The organism is Kitasatospora sp. NEAU-69 (assembly GCF_057158765.1).
Map to the genome: position 1 here is coordinate 36,519 of NZ_JBWXUE010000039.1, position 19,330 is coordinate 55,848.

17 protein-coding genes are annotated in these 19,330 nt (G+C 71.5%); 12 read left to right on the forward strand and 5 right to left on the reverse strand.

Going from position 1 to position 19,330, the window contains the following annotated elements:
* The first annotated feature begins 2 nt into the window (after positions 1 to 2).
* Complete coding sequence (locus AC060L_RS31810) at positions 3 to 1,175, forward strand: serine hydrolase domain-containing protein (protein WP_483802439.1); 1,173 nt, start codon at positions 3 to 5, stop codon at positions 1,173 to 1,175.
* Here the strand turns inward: AC060L_RS31810 and AC060L_RS31815 are convergent.
* Entirely contained in the window at positions 1,151 to 2,350 is a 1,200-nt protein-coding gene (locus tag AC060L_RS31815) for a DUF4190 domain-containing protein (RefSeq protein ID WP_483802440.1), read from the reverse strand. The two genes, AC060L_RS31810 and AC060L_RS31815, sit on opposite strands and share 25 nt — an antisense overlap.
* A gap of 288 nt (positions 2,351 to 2,638) precedes the next feature.
* Here AC060L_RS31815 and AC060L_RS31820 point away from each other — a divergent pair, with 288 nt between their 5' ends.
* From AC060L_RS31820 to AC060L_RS31835, 4 genes are read left to right on the forward strand one after another with little or no spacing between them, the layout of a single operon-like run.
* Positions 2,639 to 3,610 (forward strand): ABC transporter ATP-binding protein, encoded by a 972-nt coding sequence (locus AC060L_RS31820; RefSeq protein WP_483802441.1) that lies wholly within the window; start codon positions 2,639 to 2,641, stop codon positions 3,608 to 3,610.
* Positions 3,607 to 4,449: an ABC transporter permease gene (locus AC060L_RS31825; RefSeq protein ID WP_483802442.1), complete on the forward strand. Its 843-nt coding sequence runs from the start codon at positions 3,607 to 3,609 to the stop codon at positions 4,447 to 4,449. Before AC060L_RS31820 ends, AC060L_RS31825 begins: the two co-directional genes overlap by 4 nt.
* Positions 4,450 to 4,486: 37 nt before the next feature.
* Positions 4,487 to 5,845 (forward strand): sensor histidine kinase, encoded by a 1,359-nt coding sequence (locus AC060L_RS31830; RefSeq protein WP_483802443.1) that lies wholly within the window; start codon positions 4,487 to 4,489, stop codon positions 5,843 to 5,845.
* Positions 5,842 to 6,528 carry a response regulator gene (locus AC060L_RS31835; protein WP_483802444.1) on the forward strand — a complete coding sequence of 229 codons (687 nt, stop codon included), beginning with the start codon at positions 5,842 to 5,844 and terminating at the stop codon, positions 6,526 to 6,528. Before AC060L_RS31830 ends, AC060L_RS31835 begins: the two co-directional genes overlap by 4 nt.
* 81 nt (positions 6,529 to 6,609) lie before the next feature.
* On the opposite strand, the gene AC060L_RS31840 is transcribed toward AC060L_RS31835, so the two are convergent.
* Positions 6,610 to 7,317 (reverse strand): aquaporin, encoded by a 708-nt coding sequence (locus AC060L_RS31840; protein WP_483802445.1) that lies wholly within the window; start codon positions 7,315 to 7,317, stop codon positions 6,610 to 6,612.
* Entirely contained in the window at positions 7,314 to 7,700 is a 387-nt protein-coding gene (locus AC060L_RS31845; protein WP_483802446.1) for an ArsR/SmtB family transcription factor, read from the reverse strand. The genes AC060L_RS31840 and AC060L_RS31845 overlap by 4 nt, the downstream gene beginning before the upstream one ends.
* Before the next feature lie 442 nt (positions 7,701 to 8,142).
* Between AC060L_RS31845 and AC060L_RS31850 the strand changes: the two genes are divergently transcribed.
* Genes AC060L_RS31850 through AC060L_RS31880 form a run of 7 tightly spaced genes read left to right on the forward strand, consistent with a single transcriptional unit; the run spans position 8,143 to position 17,459 of the window.
* The gene (locus AC060L_RS31850; protein WP_483802447.1) at positions 8,143 to 9,612 is read left to right on the forward strand and encodes a phenylacetate--CoA ligase family protein; all 1,470 of its coding nucleotides are present in this window, start codon (positions 8,143 to 8,145) and stop codon (positions 9,610 to 9,612) included.
* A gap of 13 nt (positions 9,613 to 9,625) precedes the next feature.
* Positions 9,626 to 10,189 carry a nucleoside 2-deoxyribosyltransferase domain-containing protein gene (locus tag AC060L_RS31855; protein ID WP_483802448.1) on the forward strand — a complete coding sequence of 188 codons (564 nt, stop codon included), beginning with the start codon at positions 9,626 to 9,628 and terminating at the stop codon, positions 10,187 to 10,189.
* A gap of 57 nt (positions 10,190 to 10,246) precedes the next feature.
* Positions 10,247 to 11,053 (forward strand): hypothetical protein, encoded by an 807-nt coding sequence (locus tag AC060L_RS31860; protein WP_483802449.1) that lies wholly within the window; start codon positions 10,247 to 10,249, stop codon positions 11,051 to 11,053.
* Positions 11,054 to 13,255 (forward strand): NHLP family bacteriocin export ABC transporter peptidase/permease/ATPase subunit, encoded by a 2,202-nt coding sequence (locus AC060L_RS31865; protein WP_483802450.1) that lies wholly within the window; start codon positions 11,054 to 11,056, stop codon positions 13,253 to 13,255. It abuts the gene before it with no gap.
* A 3-nt stretch (positions 13,256 to 13,258) separates the two neighbouring features.
* On the forward strand, positions 13,259 to 16,255 hold the full coding sequence (locus tag AC060L_RS31870; RefSeq protein WP_483802451.1) for an NHLP bacteriocin export ABC transporter permease/ATPase subunit: 2,997 nt from the start codon (positions 13,259 to 13,261) through the stop codon (positions 16,253 to 16,255).
* On the forward strand, positions 16,252 to 17,265 hold the full coding sequence (locus AC060L_RS31875) for a DUF8094 domain-containing protein (RefSeq protein ID WP_483802452.1): 1,014 nt from the start codon (positions 16,252 to 16,254) through the stop codon (positions 17,263 to 17,265). The genes AC060L_RS31870 and AC060L_RS31875 overlap by 4 nt, the downstream gene beginning before the upstream one ends.
* A gap of 50 nt (positions 17,266 to 17,315) precedes the next feature.
* A complete protein-coding gene (locus AC060L_RS31880) occupies positions 17,316 to 17,459 on the forward strand; it encodes a hypothetical protein (protein ID WP_483802453.1) in 144 nt (47 codons plus the stop codon).
* Between the two features lie 58 nt (positions 17,460 to 17,517).
* On the opposite strand, the gene AC060L_RS31885 is transcribed toward AC060L_RS31880, so the two are convergent.
* Positions 17,518 to 17,766, reverse strand: a complete 249-nt coding sequence (locus AC060L_RS31885; RefSeq protein ID WP_483802454.1) for a hypothetical protein — start codon at positions 17,764 to 17,766, stop codon at positions 17,518 to 17,520.
* A complete protein-coding gene (locus AC060L_RS31890) occupies positions 17,750 to 19,312 on the reverse strand; it encodes a SagB family peptide dehydrogenase (protein ID WP_483802455.1) in 1,563 nt (520 codons plus the stop codon). Before AC060L_RS31890 ends, AC060L_RS31885 begins: the two co-directional genes overlap by 17 nt.
* Positions 19,313 to 19,330: the final 18 nt, after the last annotated feature.

The following is a 19,330-nucleotide window of genomic DNA, read 5'->3' on the forward strand; positions in this document are numbered from 1 at the left end:
TCATGAGAGCCTTACCCACCCGCAGAGCAATCGCGGCTGCCACGCTGGCCCTCGCCGGGCTGTTGCAGGTGGCCGCCGTCCCGGCTCAGGCCACCGCTCCCGTCCGGGCGCTCCAGCAGGACCAGCCCGGGACGGAGGCGAGCAGGCTCGACAGCGCCATCCAGCAGGCGATGCAACAGGCCGGTGTGCCCGGTGCGATCGTCGGGCTGTGGCAGCCGGGGCAGCCCGACTACGTGCGCACGTTCGGCTTCGCCGACACCGCCGCCAAGACCCCGATGAACCAGAACCTCAACATGCGGATCGGCAGTGAGACCAAGACCTTCACCGCCACCGCCGTCCTGCAACTCGTCGACCAGGGCAAGGCCGGCCTGGACGACCCGATCTCCAAGTACGTCTCCGGCGTGCCGAACGGCGACAACATCACGCTGCGCCAGCTGCTGGAGATGCGCAGCGGTCTGTTCCCGTACTCGTCCGACCAGACCTTCATCAACAAGTTCCTCGCCGACCCGACCCAGCCGTGGACCCCGCAGCAGCTGCTCGCCTTCGGGTTCAGCCACCCGAACCTGTTCGCGCCCGGCAGCCAGTTCCTGTATGACAACACCAACTACATCCTGCTCGGCCTGGTGGTCGAGAAGCTGTCCGGCCAGGATCTGGCGAGCTACCTGCAGGACCACGTGACCGGCCCCGCCGGGCTCAGCCACACCTTCCTCCCCAGCGGCGCCGAGTTCCCCGACCCGCACGCCCAGGGCTACACCACCCAGACCCCGAACGGGCAGCAGGCCATCTCCACGAACTGGAACCCCAGTTGGGGCTGGGCGGCGGGCGCTGTCATCTCGACGCTGGACGACCTGCACAAGTGGGCCTTCGACGTCGCGACCGGCACGCTGCTCAGCAGCGGCGTCCAGGCGCAGCGGACCGAGTTCCTGCCACCGGGCGCAAGTGTGGGCTACGGCCTGGGCCTGTTCGACACCAACGGCTGGATCGGGCACAACGGCTCCCTCCCGGGCTACGAGAGCGTCACCGTCTACCTGCCCTCCCAGCAGGCCACGCTGGTCGTGATGATCAACACTGACACCACGTCCGCCCAGGGCGTCGAGCCGAGCACCGTGATCGCGCAGGCGATCACCAGCATCGCCACGCCGAACAACGTCTACACCGTTCCGCCGGCCGGCTGAGCGTCTGCGGTCGCCGTCGCCGTCGCCGTCCCCGAACCCGAACCCGCGCCTGAGCTCGCGCCTGAGCCCGGGCTCGGGTCGGCGGGCAGGCCATCGTCCGTGAGCGAGAGCGCTCTGCGGGCGGTGGTCTCGGCGACCGAGGGGGCGTTGGTCCGCAGCGCCGCCTGGAAGGCCGCCACCGGGTCGGCGGTGTTGTCCCGGGCGGCGTTCCAGACCGTCACGTCGGCGTTGAAGCTGCTCACCAGCGCGTCGATGGTGCCCTTGTCCTCGGCCGGCCACTGCGTCCTGCCGAGCGTCTCCACGGTGTCGACGAGTGCCTGGGCGACGCTCCCGGACGTCTCGGTCGCCATCGCGGCGTCGTCCACCGGGATGGCCAGCAGCCGGTCCTCGAGTGCGATCTCGCTGGTGTCGTCCACGAAGGCCTGCTGCACCTGGGGCAGATCGGTGGGGCCGCCCGAGCTGCCTGAGCCGCCCGAGCCGGCCGAGCTGCCGGGGGCGTCGGGGGCGTCGGGGGTGCTGGGGGCGTCGGGGGTGCTGGGGGCGTCGGGGGCGCTGGGGGTGTCGCTGGGCAGGGGCAGTATCGGTCCTGGAACAGCGGCACCGGTGGTGGGGGAGACGTGGAAGTGCAGGGAGCCGGTGATCGCGCCCAGCGTCGCCGCGATCAGCCCGAGCGTCCCGAGGACGACCCCCGCGATGGCCACCCCGCGCCCGCGCTGGTGGCGGCGCCGGAGCTGGACCAGCGCGGCGATCCCGAAGCCCAGCGCGGCCGGCCAGAGACAGCAGGTGATGCCGGTGACCAGCGAGGTGATGGCCAGCCCGTTGGTTCCCTCGACGACGCGGCGCTCGTCGGGCCGGTAGCCGTACGGTCCGGCCTGTCCGTAGCCGTACGCGTACCCGTAGCCGTGCTGGCTGTACTGGCCGGGCGGGCCGTACGGCAGCCCCGGAGCAGGGCCGGGGCCGGGGCCGGGAGCGGTCGGGGCACCCAGGGCACCCGGTGCCGCCCACGGACTTGCGGGAGGGACGTCCTGCGGCGGTGCCCATGGATCACCGGCGCCGGCCCCGGGCGGAACGGCCGCCGGCGGCACCGGGCCCTGCGGTACCGCGTCCTGCGGTACCGCGTCCTGCGGCACAGCGCTTTGCGGCACCGCGTCCTCGGGTTGCCCTGCATCCGTCATGATTCCCCCAAGCCCGCTGCCGGTTGCCCGTTGCCCGCGCAGCCGTTCGATCGTGGCCGGACTCTAGCGGCAGCGCGTGGATCTTGTCAGATCGAGGCGTCCAACGCACCCGGCAGCCAGGAGACTTACCGGGCCACCGGGCCACCGGATAACCGGGTAGTACCGCGGTACTACGCGAGCGCCCCGGTTCAGCCCTGGGTACCACGGGTTGGCCCGTCCCCCACTCCTAGCCTGGTCATGATGTCGGCCGGAACGTCCGCCGGCCCAAGGCTAGGTGGGAAGCACCCGATGATCGAGGCACAGCAACTGACCAAGCGGTACGGGGAGAAGACGGCCGTGGACCGGCTGGACTTCTCCGTCAAGCCGGGCATGGTCACCGGCTTCCTGGGCCCCAACGGGGCGGGCAAGTCGACCACGATGCGCATGATCGTGGGCCTGGACGCGCCGACCAGCGGCTCGGTCACCGTCAACGGCCGCCGCTACGCCGAGCACGGTGCCCCGCTCCAGGAGGTCGGCGCGCTGCTGGAGGCGAAGTCGATCCACCCGGGCCGCTCGGCCTTCAACCACCTCAACACCCTGGCGCTGACCCACGGGATCCCGCGCCGCCGGGTGGATGAGGTGATCGAGCTGACCGGCCTGCAGTCCGTGGCGCGCAAGCGCGCGGGCGCCTTCTCGCTGGGCATGGGCCAGCGGCTGGGCATCGCGGCCGCGCTGCTGGGCGACCCCGCCACGGTGATGCTGGACGAGCCGGTCAACGGCCTGGACCCGGAGGGCGTGCTGTGGATCCGCAACCTGCTCACCGGTCTGGCGGCCGAGGGCCGCACGGTCTTCGTCTCCTCGCACCTGATGAGCGAGATGGCGCTGACCGCCGAGCACCTGATCATCGTCGGGCGCGGCCGGCTGCTGGCCGACACCACCGTCAAGGACCTGATCCGGCAGTCCGGCGGTGACACCGTGAAGGTGGCCAGCTCCGACCCGGCACGCCTGCGCGAGGTGCTGGCCGGTCCCGGTGTGGACATCACCGGACGCTCCGGTTCCGAGGAGCTCCTGGTCACCGGCCTGGCGGCGCGGGCGATCGGCCTGAAGGCGGCTGAGCACGGCATCGCGCTGTTCGAGCTGGCCACCAAGGGCGTCTCGCTGGAGGAGGCGTTCATGGAGCTGACCCGGGACGCCGTGGAGTACCACGGCAACACCACCACCCCGAGCGTCCAGGCCGCCGAGCCCGCCGACAGCGCCGAGCCCGTTGGGAGCGCAGCATGAGCACCGCCACCGTCACCACCACGACCCCGGCGGCGCCCGCGCGTCCCGTGTACAAGGTCACCGCCGCGCGCGTCGTGCGCTCGGAGTGGGCCAAGTTCTGGTCGCTGCGTTCCAGCTGGATCACGCTGACGCTGGCCCTGGTCTTCATCCTGGCCTTCGGCCTGATCCGGGCCTGGCGCTACAAGGCCAACCTCACGGCCGGCCGTCCGATGGACGACCCCGAGATGCTGGCGGCCAACGCGGTCAGCCTCTCCCTCTTCGGGCTGAACTTCGGCCAGCTGGCCGTCGGCGTCCTGGGCGTGCTGGTCGCCGCGGGCGAGTACTCGACCGGGATGATCCGCTCGACGCTGGCCTCCGTGCCGCGCCGGCTGCCGGTGCTCTGGTCGAAGGCCCTGGTCTTCGGTGTGGTCGCCCTGATCGTCGGCACGATCGGCGCGTTCGCCGCCTTCGGGTTCGGGCACGGCATCGTGTCGGGCACCCGTGCGGCGCTGACCTTCTCCGACGCCGGTGTGCTGCGCAGCATGTTCATGGCCGGCCTCTACCTGGCGCTGATCGGGGTCTGCGGGGTGGCCCTGGGCGCGCTGCTGCGTTCGGTCGCCGGTGGCATCGCCGTCCTGGTCGGCACCCTGCTGCTGGTGCCCGGTCTGATCGAGCTGCTGCCGACGAGCTGGCAGAACAACGTCAGCCAGTACCTGCCCAGCCACGCCGGCGACTCGATGTACGCGCTGCACCAGGACGCGCACACCCTCTCGCCGGGGATGGGCCTGCTGGTCCTCGCGCTGTGGGCGGTCCTCGCACTGGCCGGCGCCGCCTACCGGCTCAAGCGCACCGACGCCTGAGAATCGTTGCGGCTGCGATGATGGACGGGTGACACCCATGACCAGCCCGGACGCGCCGCCCGACGGCGCCGCGGGAGACCCGCTCTGGGGGCACCCCCTGGTGTCCGGGCTGATGCGGGCGGGCCGGCGGATGCAGCGGTCCGACCGGGCCCGGCCCTGGCTGCTGGACGCGGCCGGGGTCCTGGCCGTCCTGTTGCTCTTCGGACTGCCGGACCTGCTGCACGGCGAGGACCGGCCGGGGATCGTGCACGCCAACGGGCTGCCGCTGGTCGCGGTGGTCGGCCTGCAGCTGGGGCTGGCGCTGCCGCTGCTGTGGCGGCGCCGGCACCCCACCGCCGTGTTCGCCGTGATCGCGGCGGTCTTCGTCGCGCAGTGGGGGCTCGACGTCTGGCTGCACGCCGACATCGCCCTCTTCGTGGCCCTCTACAGCGTCGCCCGCCACGGCCGCCTGCGTCGCCTGCCCTGGGTCGGGGCGGCGGCGCTGGCGGCGCTGGTGCTGGTCGTGGCCCGGGTGTCGGTGGTGGTCTCGCCGCTGGTCGCCATGTTCTTCCTCTGCTGCGCGGCCACCGCGGCGGCCGCGCTGGGCCTCGCCGTCCGCGTCGGCACGGCCTACCTCGGCGCGCTGCGCGAACGGGCGGCGCGGCTGGAGGTCGAACGCGACCAGCGCAGCCGACTGGCGGCGGCCACCGAGCGGACCCGGGTCGCCCGCGAGATGCACGACATCATCGGCCACAACCTGTCCGTCATCATCGGTCTGGCCGACGGCGGCGCCTACGCGGCGGACCTCGCACCGCAGCGCAGCAAGGAGGCGCTCCAGCTGATCGCCGGCACCGGCCGCCAGGCCCTCGGCGAGCTGCGCCGGATGCTCGGCGTGCTGCGCGAGGAGCAGGCGGACGGCCTGGAGCTCACCCCGCAGCCGGGCGTCGCCGATCTGGAGGCGCTCTGCGCGCGCGTGCGCGCCGCCGGGCCCGGCGTCACCTACCGCACGGTCGGTGACGTGGAGGCCCTCGACCGCGGCCTGCAGCTGACCGTCTACCGGATCGCGCAGGAGGCCCTCACCAACACCCTCAAGCACGCGGGCCCGGACACCACGGCGAAGCTCACCGTGTGCGTGGCCGAGCGGGAGATCCAGGTCACCATCGAGGACACCGGCCGCGCCGACAGCCAAGGCCTTGCCGCATTCGCATCGCCATCCGCAACCCCGTCCCCATTCCCATCCCCGTCTGACACCGACTCCGCCGGCCAGGGCATCACCGGCATGCGTGAGCGGGCCGCCCTCTACGGCGGGCGGCTGACCGCCGGACGCCGCCCGGGCGGCGGCTGGCGAGTGGCGGCCGTCCTCGACCCGGCACCCCTCGACCGTCCGCGGACCCCCAGCGCCGGGGCCGTGTCATGACGACCGTGCTCATCGTGGACGACCAGCCGCTGCAGCGCTTCGGCTTCCGGATGCTGCTGGAGAGCGTCCCCGGCACCGAGGTGCTCGGCGAGGCGGAGAACGGCGTCCAGGCCGTCCGCCAGGTCGCCGAACTGCGGCCGGACGTGGTGCTGATGGACGTGCGGATGCCCGGCATGGACGGCATCGAGGCGACCCGCCGGATCGTCGCCGCCGGCGGCCGCTCCCGCGTGCTGGTGCTCACCACCTTCGACCTCGACGAGTACGCGCACGCCGCACTGCGCGCCGGAGCCAGCGGCTTCCTCCTCAAGGACGCCCTCCCCGAGGAACTGCTGGCCGGGATCCGCGCGGTGGCCTCCGGCGACGCCGTCATCGCCCCCGGACTCACCCGCCGCCTGCTCGACACCTACGCCCACCGCCTCCCCGGCCACCCGTCGGACACACCCCCGACCGCCGACCCCCGCCTGCGCACCCTGACCGAGCGCGAGCACGAGATCCTCCTCGCGATCGGCCGTGGCTGGAGCAACGGCGAGATCGCCGAACGCCTGGTCCTCTCCGAGAGCACGGTCAAGACCCACGTCGGCCGCGTGCTGGCCAAGATCGGCGCCCGCGACCGCATCCAGGCCGTGATCCTCGCCTACGACCTGGGCCTGACCCACCCCCGCCCCGACCGCTCGCCCTCCTGACCGGCCGCGGCCCCTACCCGGCGGCCCCGGACCACACCTTCTTCGAGGTGACGGACGGGGTGGGCGGCGCGGCGGGGGAGGTCATGAGCGGGTTTTCTCGGCGGGTGCGGGGCGGCCGAACAGTGCAGCGCCCAGGGTGATGCCGACGGCCAGGCCGATCAGCTGGGCGGCGACGAACGGCAGGACGGAGGCGGGGGCGATGCCGGCGAAGCTGTCGGTGAAGGTCCGGCCGATCGTGACGGCGGGGTTGGCGAAGCTGGTCGAGGAGGTGAACCAGCACGCCGCGCCGATGTAGGAGGCGACCGCGACCGGGGCGAGCTGCGAGCGGCGGGTGCGGGCCAGGCCGAAGATCAGCAGCACCAGGCCGGCGGTCGCCACGACCTCGCCCAGCCAGAGGTGACCGGCGAACCGGGCGTGGGTGGAGAGGCGCACCAGCGGGTGCGCGAACATCGCGTTCGCGAGCACCGTGCCGCCGACCGCGCCGGCGATCTGGGCCGCGATGTAGGCGGCGGCCTCGCGCGGGCTCGGGCCGTGCCCTTCGTGGCGGCCGCTCCACCAGGCGGTCAGCGTGACGACCGGGTTGAGGTGGGAGCCGGAGACCGGGCCCAGCAGCGCGATCAGCACGCCCAGCCCGAGGACGGTGGCCAGCGAACCGGCGAGCAGCTGCACGCCGACGTCGCTCGACAGCTCGGTGGCCTGGATGCCGGAGCCGACCACGACGGCGACCAGCGCGCCGGTGCCGACGAACTCGACCGCGACCCGGCGGCTCAGCGAAGCCGGCGCGGTCATATGTTCTCCCCAGTGGCGGCCGGGCCGGTCGTGGCCTGGAGCAGGGAGGACAGCCTGGCCAGGGCCGCGGGCAGCACCCAGTAGTAGACCCAGGTGCCACGCCGCTCGGAGCCGACCAGGCCGGCCTCGCGGAGCACCTTCAGGTGGTGCGAGATGGTCGGCTGCGACACGTCGAACGGGCCGGTCAGGTCGCAGACACAGGCCTCCCCGCCCTCGTGCGAGGCGATCAGCGACAGCAGCCGCAGTCGCACCGGGTCCGAGAGGGCCTTGAACGTCTTCGCCAGGTCGACGGCGGCCTCCTCGTCCAGCGGTTCGCGGACCATCGGCGAACAGCACGCTCCGGCGTCGTCCCGGCCGAGGACGACCAGCTCTGATTTCGACATATGTCTATGTTGACAGTTGTCTAATCATATAGGCAAGCCCAAGCAGGCGGGTGGACGAGTCGTTGACGACACGGATCGCTGTCAACGTCGAGCGGCGCCCTGCGCAGCCTGGTGGCATTCCCTGGAGAGCGTTGCCAGCCTCCGGCACCCGGAAATATCGTCAGCGACATCACCGAGCGGAGCCGACAGCGCTATCCGAAATCGTTTCTCGGTGTTCACGACGAGCAGGAGGATTTTCGATGGGCGAGCAGGAAAACCTGAACCCGGCGGCCGATGTGAACGAGTTCGGCGAGATCCTGGACGAGGACCTCGAGGGGATTGCCGGCGGCGAGCACGACCTGATCTGACACTCGGTTCGAGCCGGCCGCGTTCCGGGCCGCAAGCCCGAAACGCGGCCCCGTGGCAGGCGAGATCTTCCGCCGCCGGTCAGGAGGGTACACCCGTGATGCACAGTTCTCCGTCCGATGTGAAGCGTGAAGTGGCGGAAATCGGCGAGAAGCTGAACCGATTCCTGGGGTCGGCCCGTTACGCCGAGAAGCGGGCGGAAATCGAGAAACTCGTCGAATTCGACGGTGCGGTCGCCGCCGAACGCCTCGACCGAATCCTGGCGCACGCCCGGGACCGGGTTCCCCGTTACCGGCCACTGGCCGGCCTGGAGAATCCGGCGATCGAGGATTTCCCGCTGACCCACAAGGCGGATCTGCGTGACCGGTTCATCGACTCGATCAGCAGGGACGAGACCGGCAGGATGGAGCCGGGCCACTACTTCATCCACGAGACCAGCGGCAGCACCGGCCAGCCGGTGCGGCTGCTGACGACCACGGAGACCGGTGGGCTGTCCAGCCTGGTGATCGCCGAGCGGATCAACGGCTACCTCGAACTGCCCGCCACCGGAACCGAACTGAACCTGGGGCTGCACTACGACGGAACGGCGCTGGTCGAGGCCGGCTACCTGCCCCGCCCGTACGTGCGGTGCAACCTGAAGGCCTTCGACCCGACCTCCCCCCGCATCGTGGAGACCTACGAGGCGGTCGTCGGCGCCTTTCCCGTCGACCGGATCGTCGGTACCTCGAGTCGGCTGGTCAGCCTGGCGCGGTACTGCCTGGACTGGGGCGTCCGCGTGCGGCCCCGAGCAGTCGTGGCCTCGTTCGAGCACCTGGCCGACGAGGGACGCCGGCTGATCGAGGAGGCCTTCCAGTGCCGCGTCACGATGATCTACGTGACCTCCGAGACCGGGTCCGCGGCCTGGGAGTGCCGACGGGGGAACCTGCACTTCCAGGACGACTTCGTCACCCCCGAACTGCTGCCGTACCCCGGTGATGGTGACCTGCGCAGCGTCGTCCTGACCGGACTGCTCTCCCGGGCGATGCCGGTGATCCGCTACGTCACGGGCGATCTGTGCACCCCGCCGACGGCCTGCGGCTGCGGTCTGCCGGGGACGGCGATCGGCTCGCTGGTCGGCCGGTCGAAGGCGACCCTGGTGGGAGCCGACGGCCTCGTCTACTCGCCCTACGCACTGCTGGCCGCGCTCTCCGACGCGGGGCTGGCGGACTTCCAGGTCGTCCAGGACCGCCCGGGGATCCTGCGACTCGTGGTGCCGCACGCGACCGACGAGACCCGCAGCCGCGTCGAGCAGATCAACCGCGAGCTCGCCTCGTACTTCCGCGACAGCGACAGCGACAGCGACGCTGACGGTGACGGCGACGGACGTGGCTTCCGCGTTCAGCTCTCGGCGACGAGCGCGTTCGTCCTCAGCGGCCAGGGCAAGCGCAATCCCGTCGTGCAACGGCTTGACGTCGCGCCAGGGGTCCCGGAGGGCACCGGCTACCTGAGGTCCGGAGTACGAAGCCGCGCGTTCGCAGGCGCCGGTGCCGGCGCCGGTGCTGCGACACAGAACCCTTCCGTCTCGTAGAGGAGCTTGTGCTGTGAACGGATCGCCTCTCCAGCTCGGATCACTGCATGTCGTCGGATCGCTGGAGGAAGTCCCGCCCGCACCGGACGCGCTGACGGTGTTCCTGGCCGGCGGCATGCGCAACTGCCCCGACTGGCGGCAGCAGGCGATCGAGGCACTCGCCGACGAGTGGAGCCGGGTGGGGACCGCCCGCCCGGTCACCGTGTTCAGCCCCAGCCGGGTCGTCTCCGCCTGCGCGTTCAGCCACGAGCTGGTGCGCTGGGAGCACGACGCCCTGCAAGCCTGTGACGTGGTGCTCTTCTGGTTCCCCCGGGGCAACGAGAAGGCGCCCGAGCAGCCGATCGCGCTCTACGAACTCGGCGTCGCCGCTGCGACGTACAAGCCGATCGCGGTGGGCACCGAGCCCGGCTACGTGCGGCACGACGACGTGGCGGCCCAGCTGCGGCTGATCCGTCCGGGCCTCCCCGTGCGCCGCGACCTGAGGAGCACGGTCGGCGACGTGGTCCGGGCGCTTCGCCACACCGAGAAGGCGCTGGTCGAGGCGTATTCGGCGGCCGGCGCGCTGCAAGCCGTCTGACCCCGCAAGCCGCGCGAGCCCGCAAGCCGCCTGTCACCCAGAGAGGGAAACCCAACCGTGCAGTTCCGTGAGCAGGCCCTGGCCAAGCTCCAGTCCACCTCCGACCTCGGGACGGCGGCCACGCTGGCCAAGCCGCGCAGCCTGGTCGCGCTGCTCACGGTCACCGTGCTCGTCGCCTTCGCCACGCTGTGGGCGTTCACCGGGTCGATACCGCGTCAGGTCACCGTCCCCGGCATCCTCACCTACGGCCAGGGCAGTTACACCCTGGACAGCCCGGTCTCCGGGCAGATCACCGGGGTCTTCGCCCAGCAGGGCACGACCTTCCCGGCGCAGACCCCGCTCTTCACCGTGCAGGTCGACTCGACCCTGCAGACCGTCCGCGCGTTCAGTGGCGGCCGCACCACCGCGATCCTGGCGCAGGTCGGCCAGGTGGTCACGGCGGGCACGAGCCTCGCGGTGGTCGAGCGCGTCAGCGGTCCGAGCGATCCGCTGATCGCGGTGCTGTACGTGCCGACGAGCAGCGCCGGGCTCATCGCGCCGGGCCGCAGCGTGGACCTCGACCTGCGGTCCGCGCCGGCCCAGGAGTACGGGGTGCTGCGCGGCGTCGTCCAGTCGGTCAGCCAGTTCTCGCAGACCGAGGGGCAGATAGCGAGCTTCCTCGGCGACGACCAACTGGCCCGGCAGTTCTCCGGTCAGGGCCAACCGATGCAGGTGGTCGTGCAGTTGCTGACCGCGCCCGGCACCACGAGCGGGTTCCAGTGGTCCACCCGCAGCGGTCCGCCGTATCTGATCGATTCCCGCACGCTGGTGAGCGCTTCCGTGCACCTGCCGGCGGTCAAGCCGACGAGCTGGGTGTTGTCGTAGATGTCTGTGCTCGCCAAGATGCTCACCAAGATAAGGGCGTGGCTGAAGCGCCGTCCGGCCCGCCGGGTCAAGCCACCGGTGATCTTCCAGATGGAGGCACTGGAGTGCGGGGCGGCCAGCCTCGCCATGATGCTCGCCTACTACAAGCGCTATGTCCCGCTGGAGGAACTGCGGGTCGCCTGCGGGGTCTCGCGCGATGGCTCGAAGGCCTCGAACGTCCTGAAGGCGGCCCGCCGTTACGGCCTGGTGGCGACCGGACGCCGGATGGACACCGAGGCGCTCGCGAAGCTGGCGCCCCCGGCGATCCTGTTCTGGGAGTTCAACCACTTCGTGGTCCTCAACGGGTTCGGCCGGCGCCTGGGCAAGGACGTCGTCTACCTCAACGACCCCGGCAGCGGCCTTCGGGTCGTCAACCTCGCGGACTTCAACGAGAGTTTCACCGGTGTGGTGCTCACCATGGCGCCGGGCGATGAGTTCCGCCCCGGTGGCCGGCGCCCCGGCGTCCTGGCGAGCATGCCGGCCCGGCTGCGCGGCAGTTGGGGTCTGCTCGCGCTGAGCACCTACGTCAGCGTGCTGCTCGCGATCGTCGGCGTCGCGTACCCGGCCCTCACCCGGGCGTTCGTCAACGACATCCTGCTGGGCGGCGACAGCTCGTTCCTGGTGCCGTTCTTCGGCATGATGGCCGCGACCATCATGGTGACGGGGGCGCTCACCTTCCTGCGCCAGTCCTTCCTGCTCCGCCTGCGGATCTCGAACGCGACGATCAACAGCACCCGCTTCCTGCGCCACGTCCTCAGGCTGCCGATCAACTTCTTCGTCCAGCGCAGTCCGGCGGACATCGGCAGTCGCATGCAGTCCAACGACCAGGTCGCCGTGACCCTGTCCAACGACCTGTCGAGCACGCTGGTCAACGGGCTGGTCGTGGTGCTCTACGCAGCCCTGCTGTGGACGTACGACCCCTGGCTGACGGTGCTGAGCGTCACGCTGTCGCTGCTCAACATCGTGGCCCTGCGCACGGTGGCCCGGATCAGGGCCGGCGGCGTCAGCCGGCTGGCCACCGACGAGGCGCAGCTGCTGATCACCAGCTACAGCGGCCTGCAGCTCATCGAGACGATGAAGGCCACGGGCGGCGAGCACGCCTTCTTCCGGCGCTGGGCCAAGGAACAGTCCGTGGTCGTCACCGGGCAGCAGAAGCTCGGCGTCCCGAGTGCCGTCATGGCCGTGGTCGCTCCCACCATCGCCTCCGTCACCACCTCGCTGCTGCTGCTGATCGGCGGCCTCCAGGCGGTGCAGGGGAACCTGACGGTGGGTCTGCTCGTCGCGTTCCAGGCGCTGGTCTCGGCCTTCGTCAGCCCCATCACCCAGCTGATCGCGGTGGCGCAGCGCGTCCAGGACTTCGCCGTGCAGGTGACCCGGCTGCGCGACGTGGAGAACTACCAGCCGGAGCCGCGCCCGGCCGTCGCCGAATCCGCACCGGGGCGGCTGGCCGGCAACCTGACCTTCGACGGGGTCACCTTCGGCTACAACCCGCTGGACACCCCGCTGGTCAGCGAGTTCTCCTTCTCGGTGGGTCCCGGCCGGCAGATCGCCCTGGTCGGTGGCTCGGGGAGCGGCAAGTCCACCGCGGTGCGCCTCATCTCGGGCCTGTACCGGCCCTGGGAGGGCTCGGTGCACATCGACGGCCTCCCGCGCGACGGCATCGCGCCGGACGTGCTCAGCGCCTCACTGGGCTTCGTCGACCAGGACGTCTTCCTCTTCGAGGGGACGGTCCGGGACAACATCACGCTCTGGGACACCTCGGTCTCCGACGAGCAGGTCATCGCCGCGCTCCGGGACGCCGCCGTGTACGACGTGGTCTCCTCGCGGCCGGGCGGCATCTACGCGCAGGTGGAGGAGGACGGCCGCAACTTCTCCGGCGGGCAGCGCCAGCGCCTGGAGATCGCCCGAGCGCTCGTCCGGCACCCGCGCCTGCTCGTCCTGGACGAGGCGACCAGCGCCCTGGACGCCGAGACCGAGCTCGTGATCATGAACAACATCCGCCGCCGCGGCTGCGCCACGGTCGTCGTGGCACACCGGCTGAGCACCATTCGCGACAGCGACGAGATCGTCGTGCTGAGCCGGGGCGACGTGGTCGAGCGGGGCTCGCACGACGACCTGTGCGCGGCCGGTGGCGCCTATGCCCAGCTCATCAGGGAGCACTGACGCATGACCACGACATTCTCCAGGTCCGAGCTGCTGCCGGCAGTCCCTACAGCCCCGCTGGCCCCTACAGCCTCACCGGCCTGGCTGCCGCCCGCCGGAACCGGCGCCGAGGTCGACTTCAGCGCGGGACACGTGCGGCTGGCAGGCGAGAACGCGCTGTGGCTGGTGACCGAAGGCGCCGTCGACATGTTCGTCATGGAGGCCGCCGAGGGCGGTCCGTGGCACTTCGTCAGCCGCTTCACCCCCGGCACCCTCATCGCCGCGCCACCGTCCTGCCCCGCCGGCATACCGGTCCTGCGGACCGTCCAGGGCGCCCGCGTGCTGCGACTGGACGCCGAGGACGTCGCGGGGCTCCTGCCCGGCGACGCCCACCCCGCGGCGGCGGACGGGCCGTCCGGTCACCGCGAGGCCGTGGCCCGCGGCATCGACGCCGGGCTCGACGGCCTGCTGGCCTTCGTCGCCGCCCAGCCCGCACCGCGGGAGCACGTGCTCCTGACGGCCGGCGGCCGGGCCGAGCTGACACAGGAGCAGTGCGGCCGCCCGGCCGCGGGACTGCTCTGGGCCGAGGTCCTCGACGGCCGGCTCTGGGTGGGAACGGCCGACAGCGGCGAGTGGCTCTGTGCCGGGGACGCCTTCGTGGTCAACGAGACCAGCTTCGTCCGCGGCGATCCCTCGGTCTCGTTCACCACCCGCACGAGCGCTGGCCTGCTCGCCGAGGGCCGGCTGTGGAGCCGCCTGGCCGAGGTGAACGAGCGCGCGCTGCGGATGGCCGACCGGGTCATCGCCGCCGAAGCCGAGCAGGCCGAAGCCCGGATCCGGGCCGTGCGCGAGATGGACGAGGCGGTGACCGACAAGGCCGACCGGGTCCTGCGAGCGGTGCTCGACCCGGCCGAGCACGTCTCGCGCAGCGGACCCGTCCACAGCGAGGACTCCACCGAGGCGGCCTGCCGCATCGTGGCCGACGAGCTGGGGATCCCCATCCTGCCGGCGCGCGGCGCCGCGGTCGGCGGCCGGATGGGCCCGATCGAGGCTATCGCGGTGCGCTCGCGCTTCCGCATCCGCGCGGTGAGCCTGGGCGAGCGCTGGTGGCGCACCAACATCGGGCCGTTCGTCGGACGCCGCAGCGACTCCTTCGAGCCGGTGGCGTTCGTCTGGCGGCGCGGCCGGTACGTGGCCTGGGATCCCGTCACCGGCGCCAAGAGCCCGGTGAGCCCCCAGACGGCGGCCGGCTTCGACGACACGGGTGTGCTGTTCTACCCGCCGCTGCCCGAACGCCCGATCGGCACCGGGCGGCTGATCCTGTTCGGCCTCAAGGGCAGCGCGCGGGACATCCGCAACCTGATCACCTTCTCGCTGGTCGCGGTCGCGGTCAGTACCACGGTGCCGATCGGCACCGGGCTGGTCCTGGGCACGTTCGTCCCGAACGCCGAGACGAACCTGATCGTGCAGCTGTGCGTCCTGATGCTGGTCGCCGCGCTCGCCTCGGCGGTCTTCGCGGTGCTGGAGAACCTCGCACTGCTGCGCGTCGGGGGCCGCTTCGAGGCCACCCTCCAGGCCGCCGTCTGGGACCGGCTGCTGCGCCTGCCCGCGCCCTTCTTCCGCCGCTACTCCACCGGCGAACTGGCCAGCGCGGCGCTGGGGGTGAAGAACATCCGCACGGTGCTGATGAACGTGAGCTACGTGGTGCTCTACTCCAGCGTGGTCGCGGTGGTGAACTTCGCCGTGATGTTCTGGTTCAGCGTGCCGCTGGCGCTGTTGACCGGGGCGTACGTGCTGGTCGGCGTCGGCTTCTTCGTCGTGCTGGGGGCGCGGCAGATGAAGTGGCAGACGCTCTCCCTGGAGCTGGAGCACAAGCTCGCGAACCGTGTCTACCAGCGGCTCCGGGGGCTCCCCAAGCTGCGGGTGGCGGCCGCCGAGAGCCGCGCCTTCGCTGCCTGGGCGAACGAGTTCGCGCAGCAGAAGGAGCTCCAGAAGCGCATCGGCAGGTACCAGAACACGGTGGTCACGTTCAACGCCGTCTATCCGCTCCTCTGCGTGCTGCTCACGTTCGTGGTCATCAGCGGGCCGGCCCGCGGGACGCTGTCGATGACCCGGTTCCTCTCCTTCAACGCGGGCCTGGGGATCGTCCTCGCGGCGGTCATCCAGGTGACCAACTCGCTCGCCTCGGCCTTCGCGGTGATCCCCATGTTCAACCGGATGAAGCCGCTGCTCGCCGAGTTGCCGGAGGCCTCGGAGGCCCACACGGTGCCGGACGAGCTGTCCGGGGACATCGAGGTGAACCGCGTGACGTTCCGCTACGACGAGAGCAGTCCGCCGGTCCTCGACAACGTCTCGCTGAGCATGCGGCCGGGCGAGTTCGTGGCGATCGTCGGCCCCAGCGGCTGCGGCAAGTCGACCCTGCTGCGACTGCTGCTGGGGTTCGAGCAGCCGTCCAGCGGCAACGTCCTGTACGACGGTCAGGACCTGGCCACCCTCGACCGGGTCGCGGTGCGACGCCAGTGCGGCGTCGTCATGCAGCAGACCAAGCCGTTCGCCGGCACCGTCTTCCAGGCCATCACCGGAGCACTCAACTACAGCCACGACGACGCCTGGGCCGCCGCCGAACTGGCGGGCATCGCCGCGGACATCCGCGCCATGCCGATGGGGATGCACACGCTGGTGAGTGACAGTGGGACCTTCTCCGGCGGCCAGCGGCAGCGCCTCGCCATCGCGCACGCCCTGATCCGCCGCCCCAGGATCCTGTTCTTCGACGAGGCCACCAGCGCGCTGGACAACGAGACCCAGCGGATCGTCACGGAGAGCACCCGGCGCCTGAACGCCACCCGGGTCGTCATCGCGCACCGGCTCTCGACCATCCTCGACGCCGACAAGGTCGTCGTCCTCGCCGAGGGACGGGTCGCCGAGTGCGGACAGCCGGCCGAGCTGCTCCGCGACCCCACCAGCTTCTTCCACCAACTGGTGCACAGGCAGATGCACGAATCAGAGAGGGCGACGACGTGAAGCGCAAGAAGAGAAGGCTCCGTCTGCCGGCCGCCGCGGCGATCCTCCTGCTGGGTCTCGGCTGCACGGCCGGCTGCGGCACCGTCCACAGCGGCGACACCGGCGCCCACGCGGCCCCGCCAGGGCCGGCGGTCTCCCAGAGCGACGCGGCCACCGCGGTCAGCCGCTACGACGACGCGAACAACCAGGTCAACGCCGCCCTCGACAGCACCGGCCTGACCCACATCGAAACCGGGCCGCTGCTCACGGCGGACACCGCGTGGATGCGCATCAGCAAGGAACTGAGCCAGACGGTCGCCCCCATCACCGACAAGGGCGTCACCGTCTACGCCCCCTCGGGCGCGGCCTTCCCGCACTGGTTCCTGGCCGTCTCCAGCCGGGCCCAGGCAGGGGTGCCGTTCCCCGGCCCGACGTACCGCGTCTTCGTCCAGGAAGCCGCCGGGGCGCCCTACTTGACCGCGTACTCACTCACCATCACCGGGCCGGTGCCGAAGATCGCCGTCGACGGCAACCAGGGCACCGCCTCCGCCGTGTCGAGCCCGGCCGGGCTGCTGGTGGCGCCGGGCGACCTGGCCGCCGACATTCTCGCTCACTACCGGCAGAACCTCGTCGGCAAGGACATGTTCGCCTACAGCAGCCCGCTGGACGACAACCTGTCCAACGGCTACGCGCTCGGCCAGAAAGTCCTGGCCGGCCGGGACACCACCCTGACCAGGGCGCTGAACCGGGCACTCCCCGACACCTACGCCCTGCGCACCTCGGACGGTGGCGTGCTCGCGTTCACCGCCAACGTCGTCACCGACACGCTGGCGCCGGCCAAGGCCGGAGGCACCGTCTCGCTGGCCGCGAAGAGCAACGACGCCGCGCAGTTCGGCAAGCCGGCCGGTGCGACGGCCGACCGGTTCGGCATCGACCGGCTGGAGACGTTCCTGACGTACATCCCGACCAGCGCCTCGGGGCAGAAGCTCCAGGTCCTCGGCTACAACGAGGTTCCGACAGCGGTCAGTTGACCATCACCAGGCATATCCGAGTACAGAAATCACCAGAGGAGATCACCACCATGAAGGACAGCACGTTCAAGCTCACCGACGCCGACGAGACCGCAGCGGTGAACGCCGAGGTCGACGAGGAGCTCTCCGACGGGGACCTGGACGACATCGGCGGTGGCGACGGGGGACAGCCGACCTACCCGCCGTACGTGTGAGACCCAGGGCCTGTCGTCAGACCCCCTTCTGACGACAGGCCCTGGTGCCCGCAGGCACCTACATGCTTGCTCCCCAGCCCTGTTGACCGTGCGGACCACGCGATCCACGGGCGTCGAACGCGGCCTGCGCCAGACCGGCGATCACCGCGTCCAGCTCCTCGTCCTGGAGCTCCACGTCCATCTCGAAGGCGTCCTCCGCCGCCTCGACGGCCTCGATCGCCCCGACGAGCAAGCTGTCGGGCGGAGTTGACGCCTCCCTGTGCGTCTTGGCCCGACCATCGGCCGAGTTCTCACTGGTTCGCGTCATCGGGGCTCCCGTTGTTCCCAGTCCGGCAGCCGTCAGCACGGCGCGGAATCGAGCCGAGCGCGAACTCGGCGATGGCAGGCTCCACCGCGCCGTCCAGGCCGGACATCACCTCGAAGGCATGCGAGTTACCGGCCCCCAGCGCGCAGGGCGCCAGCGACATCGCCGTGGCCACGAGGTACATCCACTCCGTGAGGACGCCGGAGTCCTTCAGGCACAGCACATAGGGGTTGCCGGAGTACCGCCACATCATCGGCTGGACCCGCGCGGTGATCACGAGGAGCACCTGCGGAGGGTTCGGCATGTCCGCGGCGGACCTGGCGAACGACAGCATCCGCGCCCCCGAGGGCCCCGCCGGTGCCACCTTCTCCAGCCGGTGGCCGACCGCGTCGTAGTGGTAGAGACCCGGGTCGAGACCCTCGCAGTGGGAGACGAGCGGATAGATCTCCAGCTCCCCGACCGAACCCGCACCCGGGTAGGGACGGCGCGGGCCGCGCGGTGAGCATTCGTCGGCGGGCGTGGCCGCGTCCTCCGGGGGCTCCGAACGCTGGACCCGGTACAGGAACTCGGCGAGCTGATCCACGGTGATCGGGCGGGTGTCGTCGTGGCGCCGGATGCTGCGCCGGCCGGCCGCCGTCCCCCAGAGGCCGCCGGGCGGCTCGGTGGGCGGCCCGGGTCGGGGCAGCGCCCGTACCTCGGCGTAGTCCCGCTGCGGAGGTGCGGGTTCGGGCCGGTCCCGGAATCGCAGGCTCTCACCGATCTGGTCGGCGTGCCGGTGATCGCGGCTCTGGTCGTGCAACCAGAGATCCGGCGCCGACCACATCGCCAGCCGCGACCCGGCCGCCTCCTCCTCGGCCTCCTCGGCGGTGACCAGCACCAGGGCGGCGCGCAGCTCCGAGATGAGTGCGTCCGCCGTGGGCGGGTCGACGTCGAGCCGGCGCACGAGCACGTCCCGGTCGCAGCCCGACGCCGCCGCTGTCGCGAGCACCTCGCCCAGCCGGCCGTCCGCGCAGGCGATCGCCCGGACGCTCAGTGGAGAGCCGACGACGAGCCGGTCGTCCTGGCGGCGGATCAGCGCGAAACGCGAGAGCCGCAGCCGCGCCACCGAGGCGACAGGGCGCAGCTCGCCGCGGGTCCGCTCGGCGCCGACGGCACGCGGCACCACCTCGATGAGCGGGCGCCCCTCGTACTCGATGCGCCGTTCGAGCCACAGGTGCGACACCAGATGCTTGACCAGCAGCTTCGCCTGGAGGGCGGCGGCCTCGCGGTCGAGCCCGCTCACCGCGTCGGGGATGTCCTGCTCGGCCAGCCAGCCCTGACCGAGCAGGGTGACGATCCGGCGCCGGCTCGCGTCCAGCCCGGCCAGGTCGACCCGGAAGCGGGCCTGTTCGAGCCGGACCGGCTGCCCGCTCTCCACGGTGACCCGGGCGTCGGTGCGCAGTCGGTAGCTCTCCGTCCGCCAGCCCGGAGCGGTGGGCGGCGACACACGTAGCGGGGCGGCGGGGCGGCGGTAGGCCGCAGCTGCCCGGCCGCTCCTGTTCAACTCCACTGCTGGGTCTCCTAGGGA

Coding starts and splice junctions, on each gene's coding strand:
- AC060L_RS31870 (WP_483802451.1), top strand. CDS start 13,259: ATGACCACGACATTCTCCAGGTCCGAGCTGCTGCCGGCAGTCCCTACA.
- AC060L_RS31810 (WP_483802439.1), top strand. CDS start 3: ATGAGAGCCTTACCCACCCGCAGAGCAATCGCGGCTGCCACGCTGGCC.
- AC060L_RS31820 (WP_483802441.1), top strand. CDS start 2,639: ATGATCGAGGCACAGCAACTGACCAAGCGGTACGGGGAGAAGACGGCC.
- AC060L_RS31835 (WP_483802444.1), top strand. CDS start 5,842: ATGACGACCGTGCTCATCGTGGACGACCAGCCGCTGCAGCGCTTCGGC.
- AC060L_RS31865 (WP_483802450.1), top strand. CDS start 11,054: ATGTCTGTGCTCGCCAAGATGCTCACCAAGATAAGGGCGTGGCTGAAG.
- AC060L_RS31815 (WP_483802440.1), bottom strand. CDS start 2,350: ATGACGGATGCAGGGCAACCCGAGGACGCGGTGCCGCAAAGCGCTGTG.
- AC060L_RS31885 (WP_483802454.1), bottom strand. CDS start 17,766: ATGACGCGAACCAGTGAGAACTCGGCCGATGGTCGGGCCAAGACGCAC.
- AC060L_RS31825 (WP_483802442.1), top strand. CDS start 3,607: ATGAGCACCGCCACCGTCACCACCACGACCCCGGCGGCGCCCGCGCGT.
- AC060L_RS31830 (WP_483802443.1), top strand. CDS start 4,487: ATGACCAGCCCGGACGCGCCGCCCGACGGCGCCGCGGGAGACCCGCTC.
- AC060L_RS31880 (WP_483802453.1), top strand. CDS start 17,316: ATGAAGGACAGCACGTTCAAGCTCACCGACGCCGACGAGACCGCAGCG.
- AC060L_RS31845 (WP_483802446.1), bottom strand. CDS start 7,700: ATGTCGAAATCAGAGCTGGTCGTCCTCGGCCGGGACGACGCCGGAGCG.
- AC060L_RS31840 (WP_483802445.1), bottom strand. CDS start 7,317: ATGACCGCGCCGGCTTCGCTGAGCCGCCGGGTCGCGGTCGAGTTCGTC.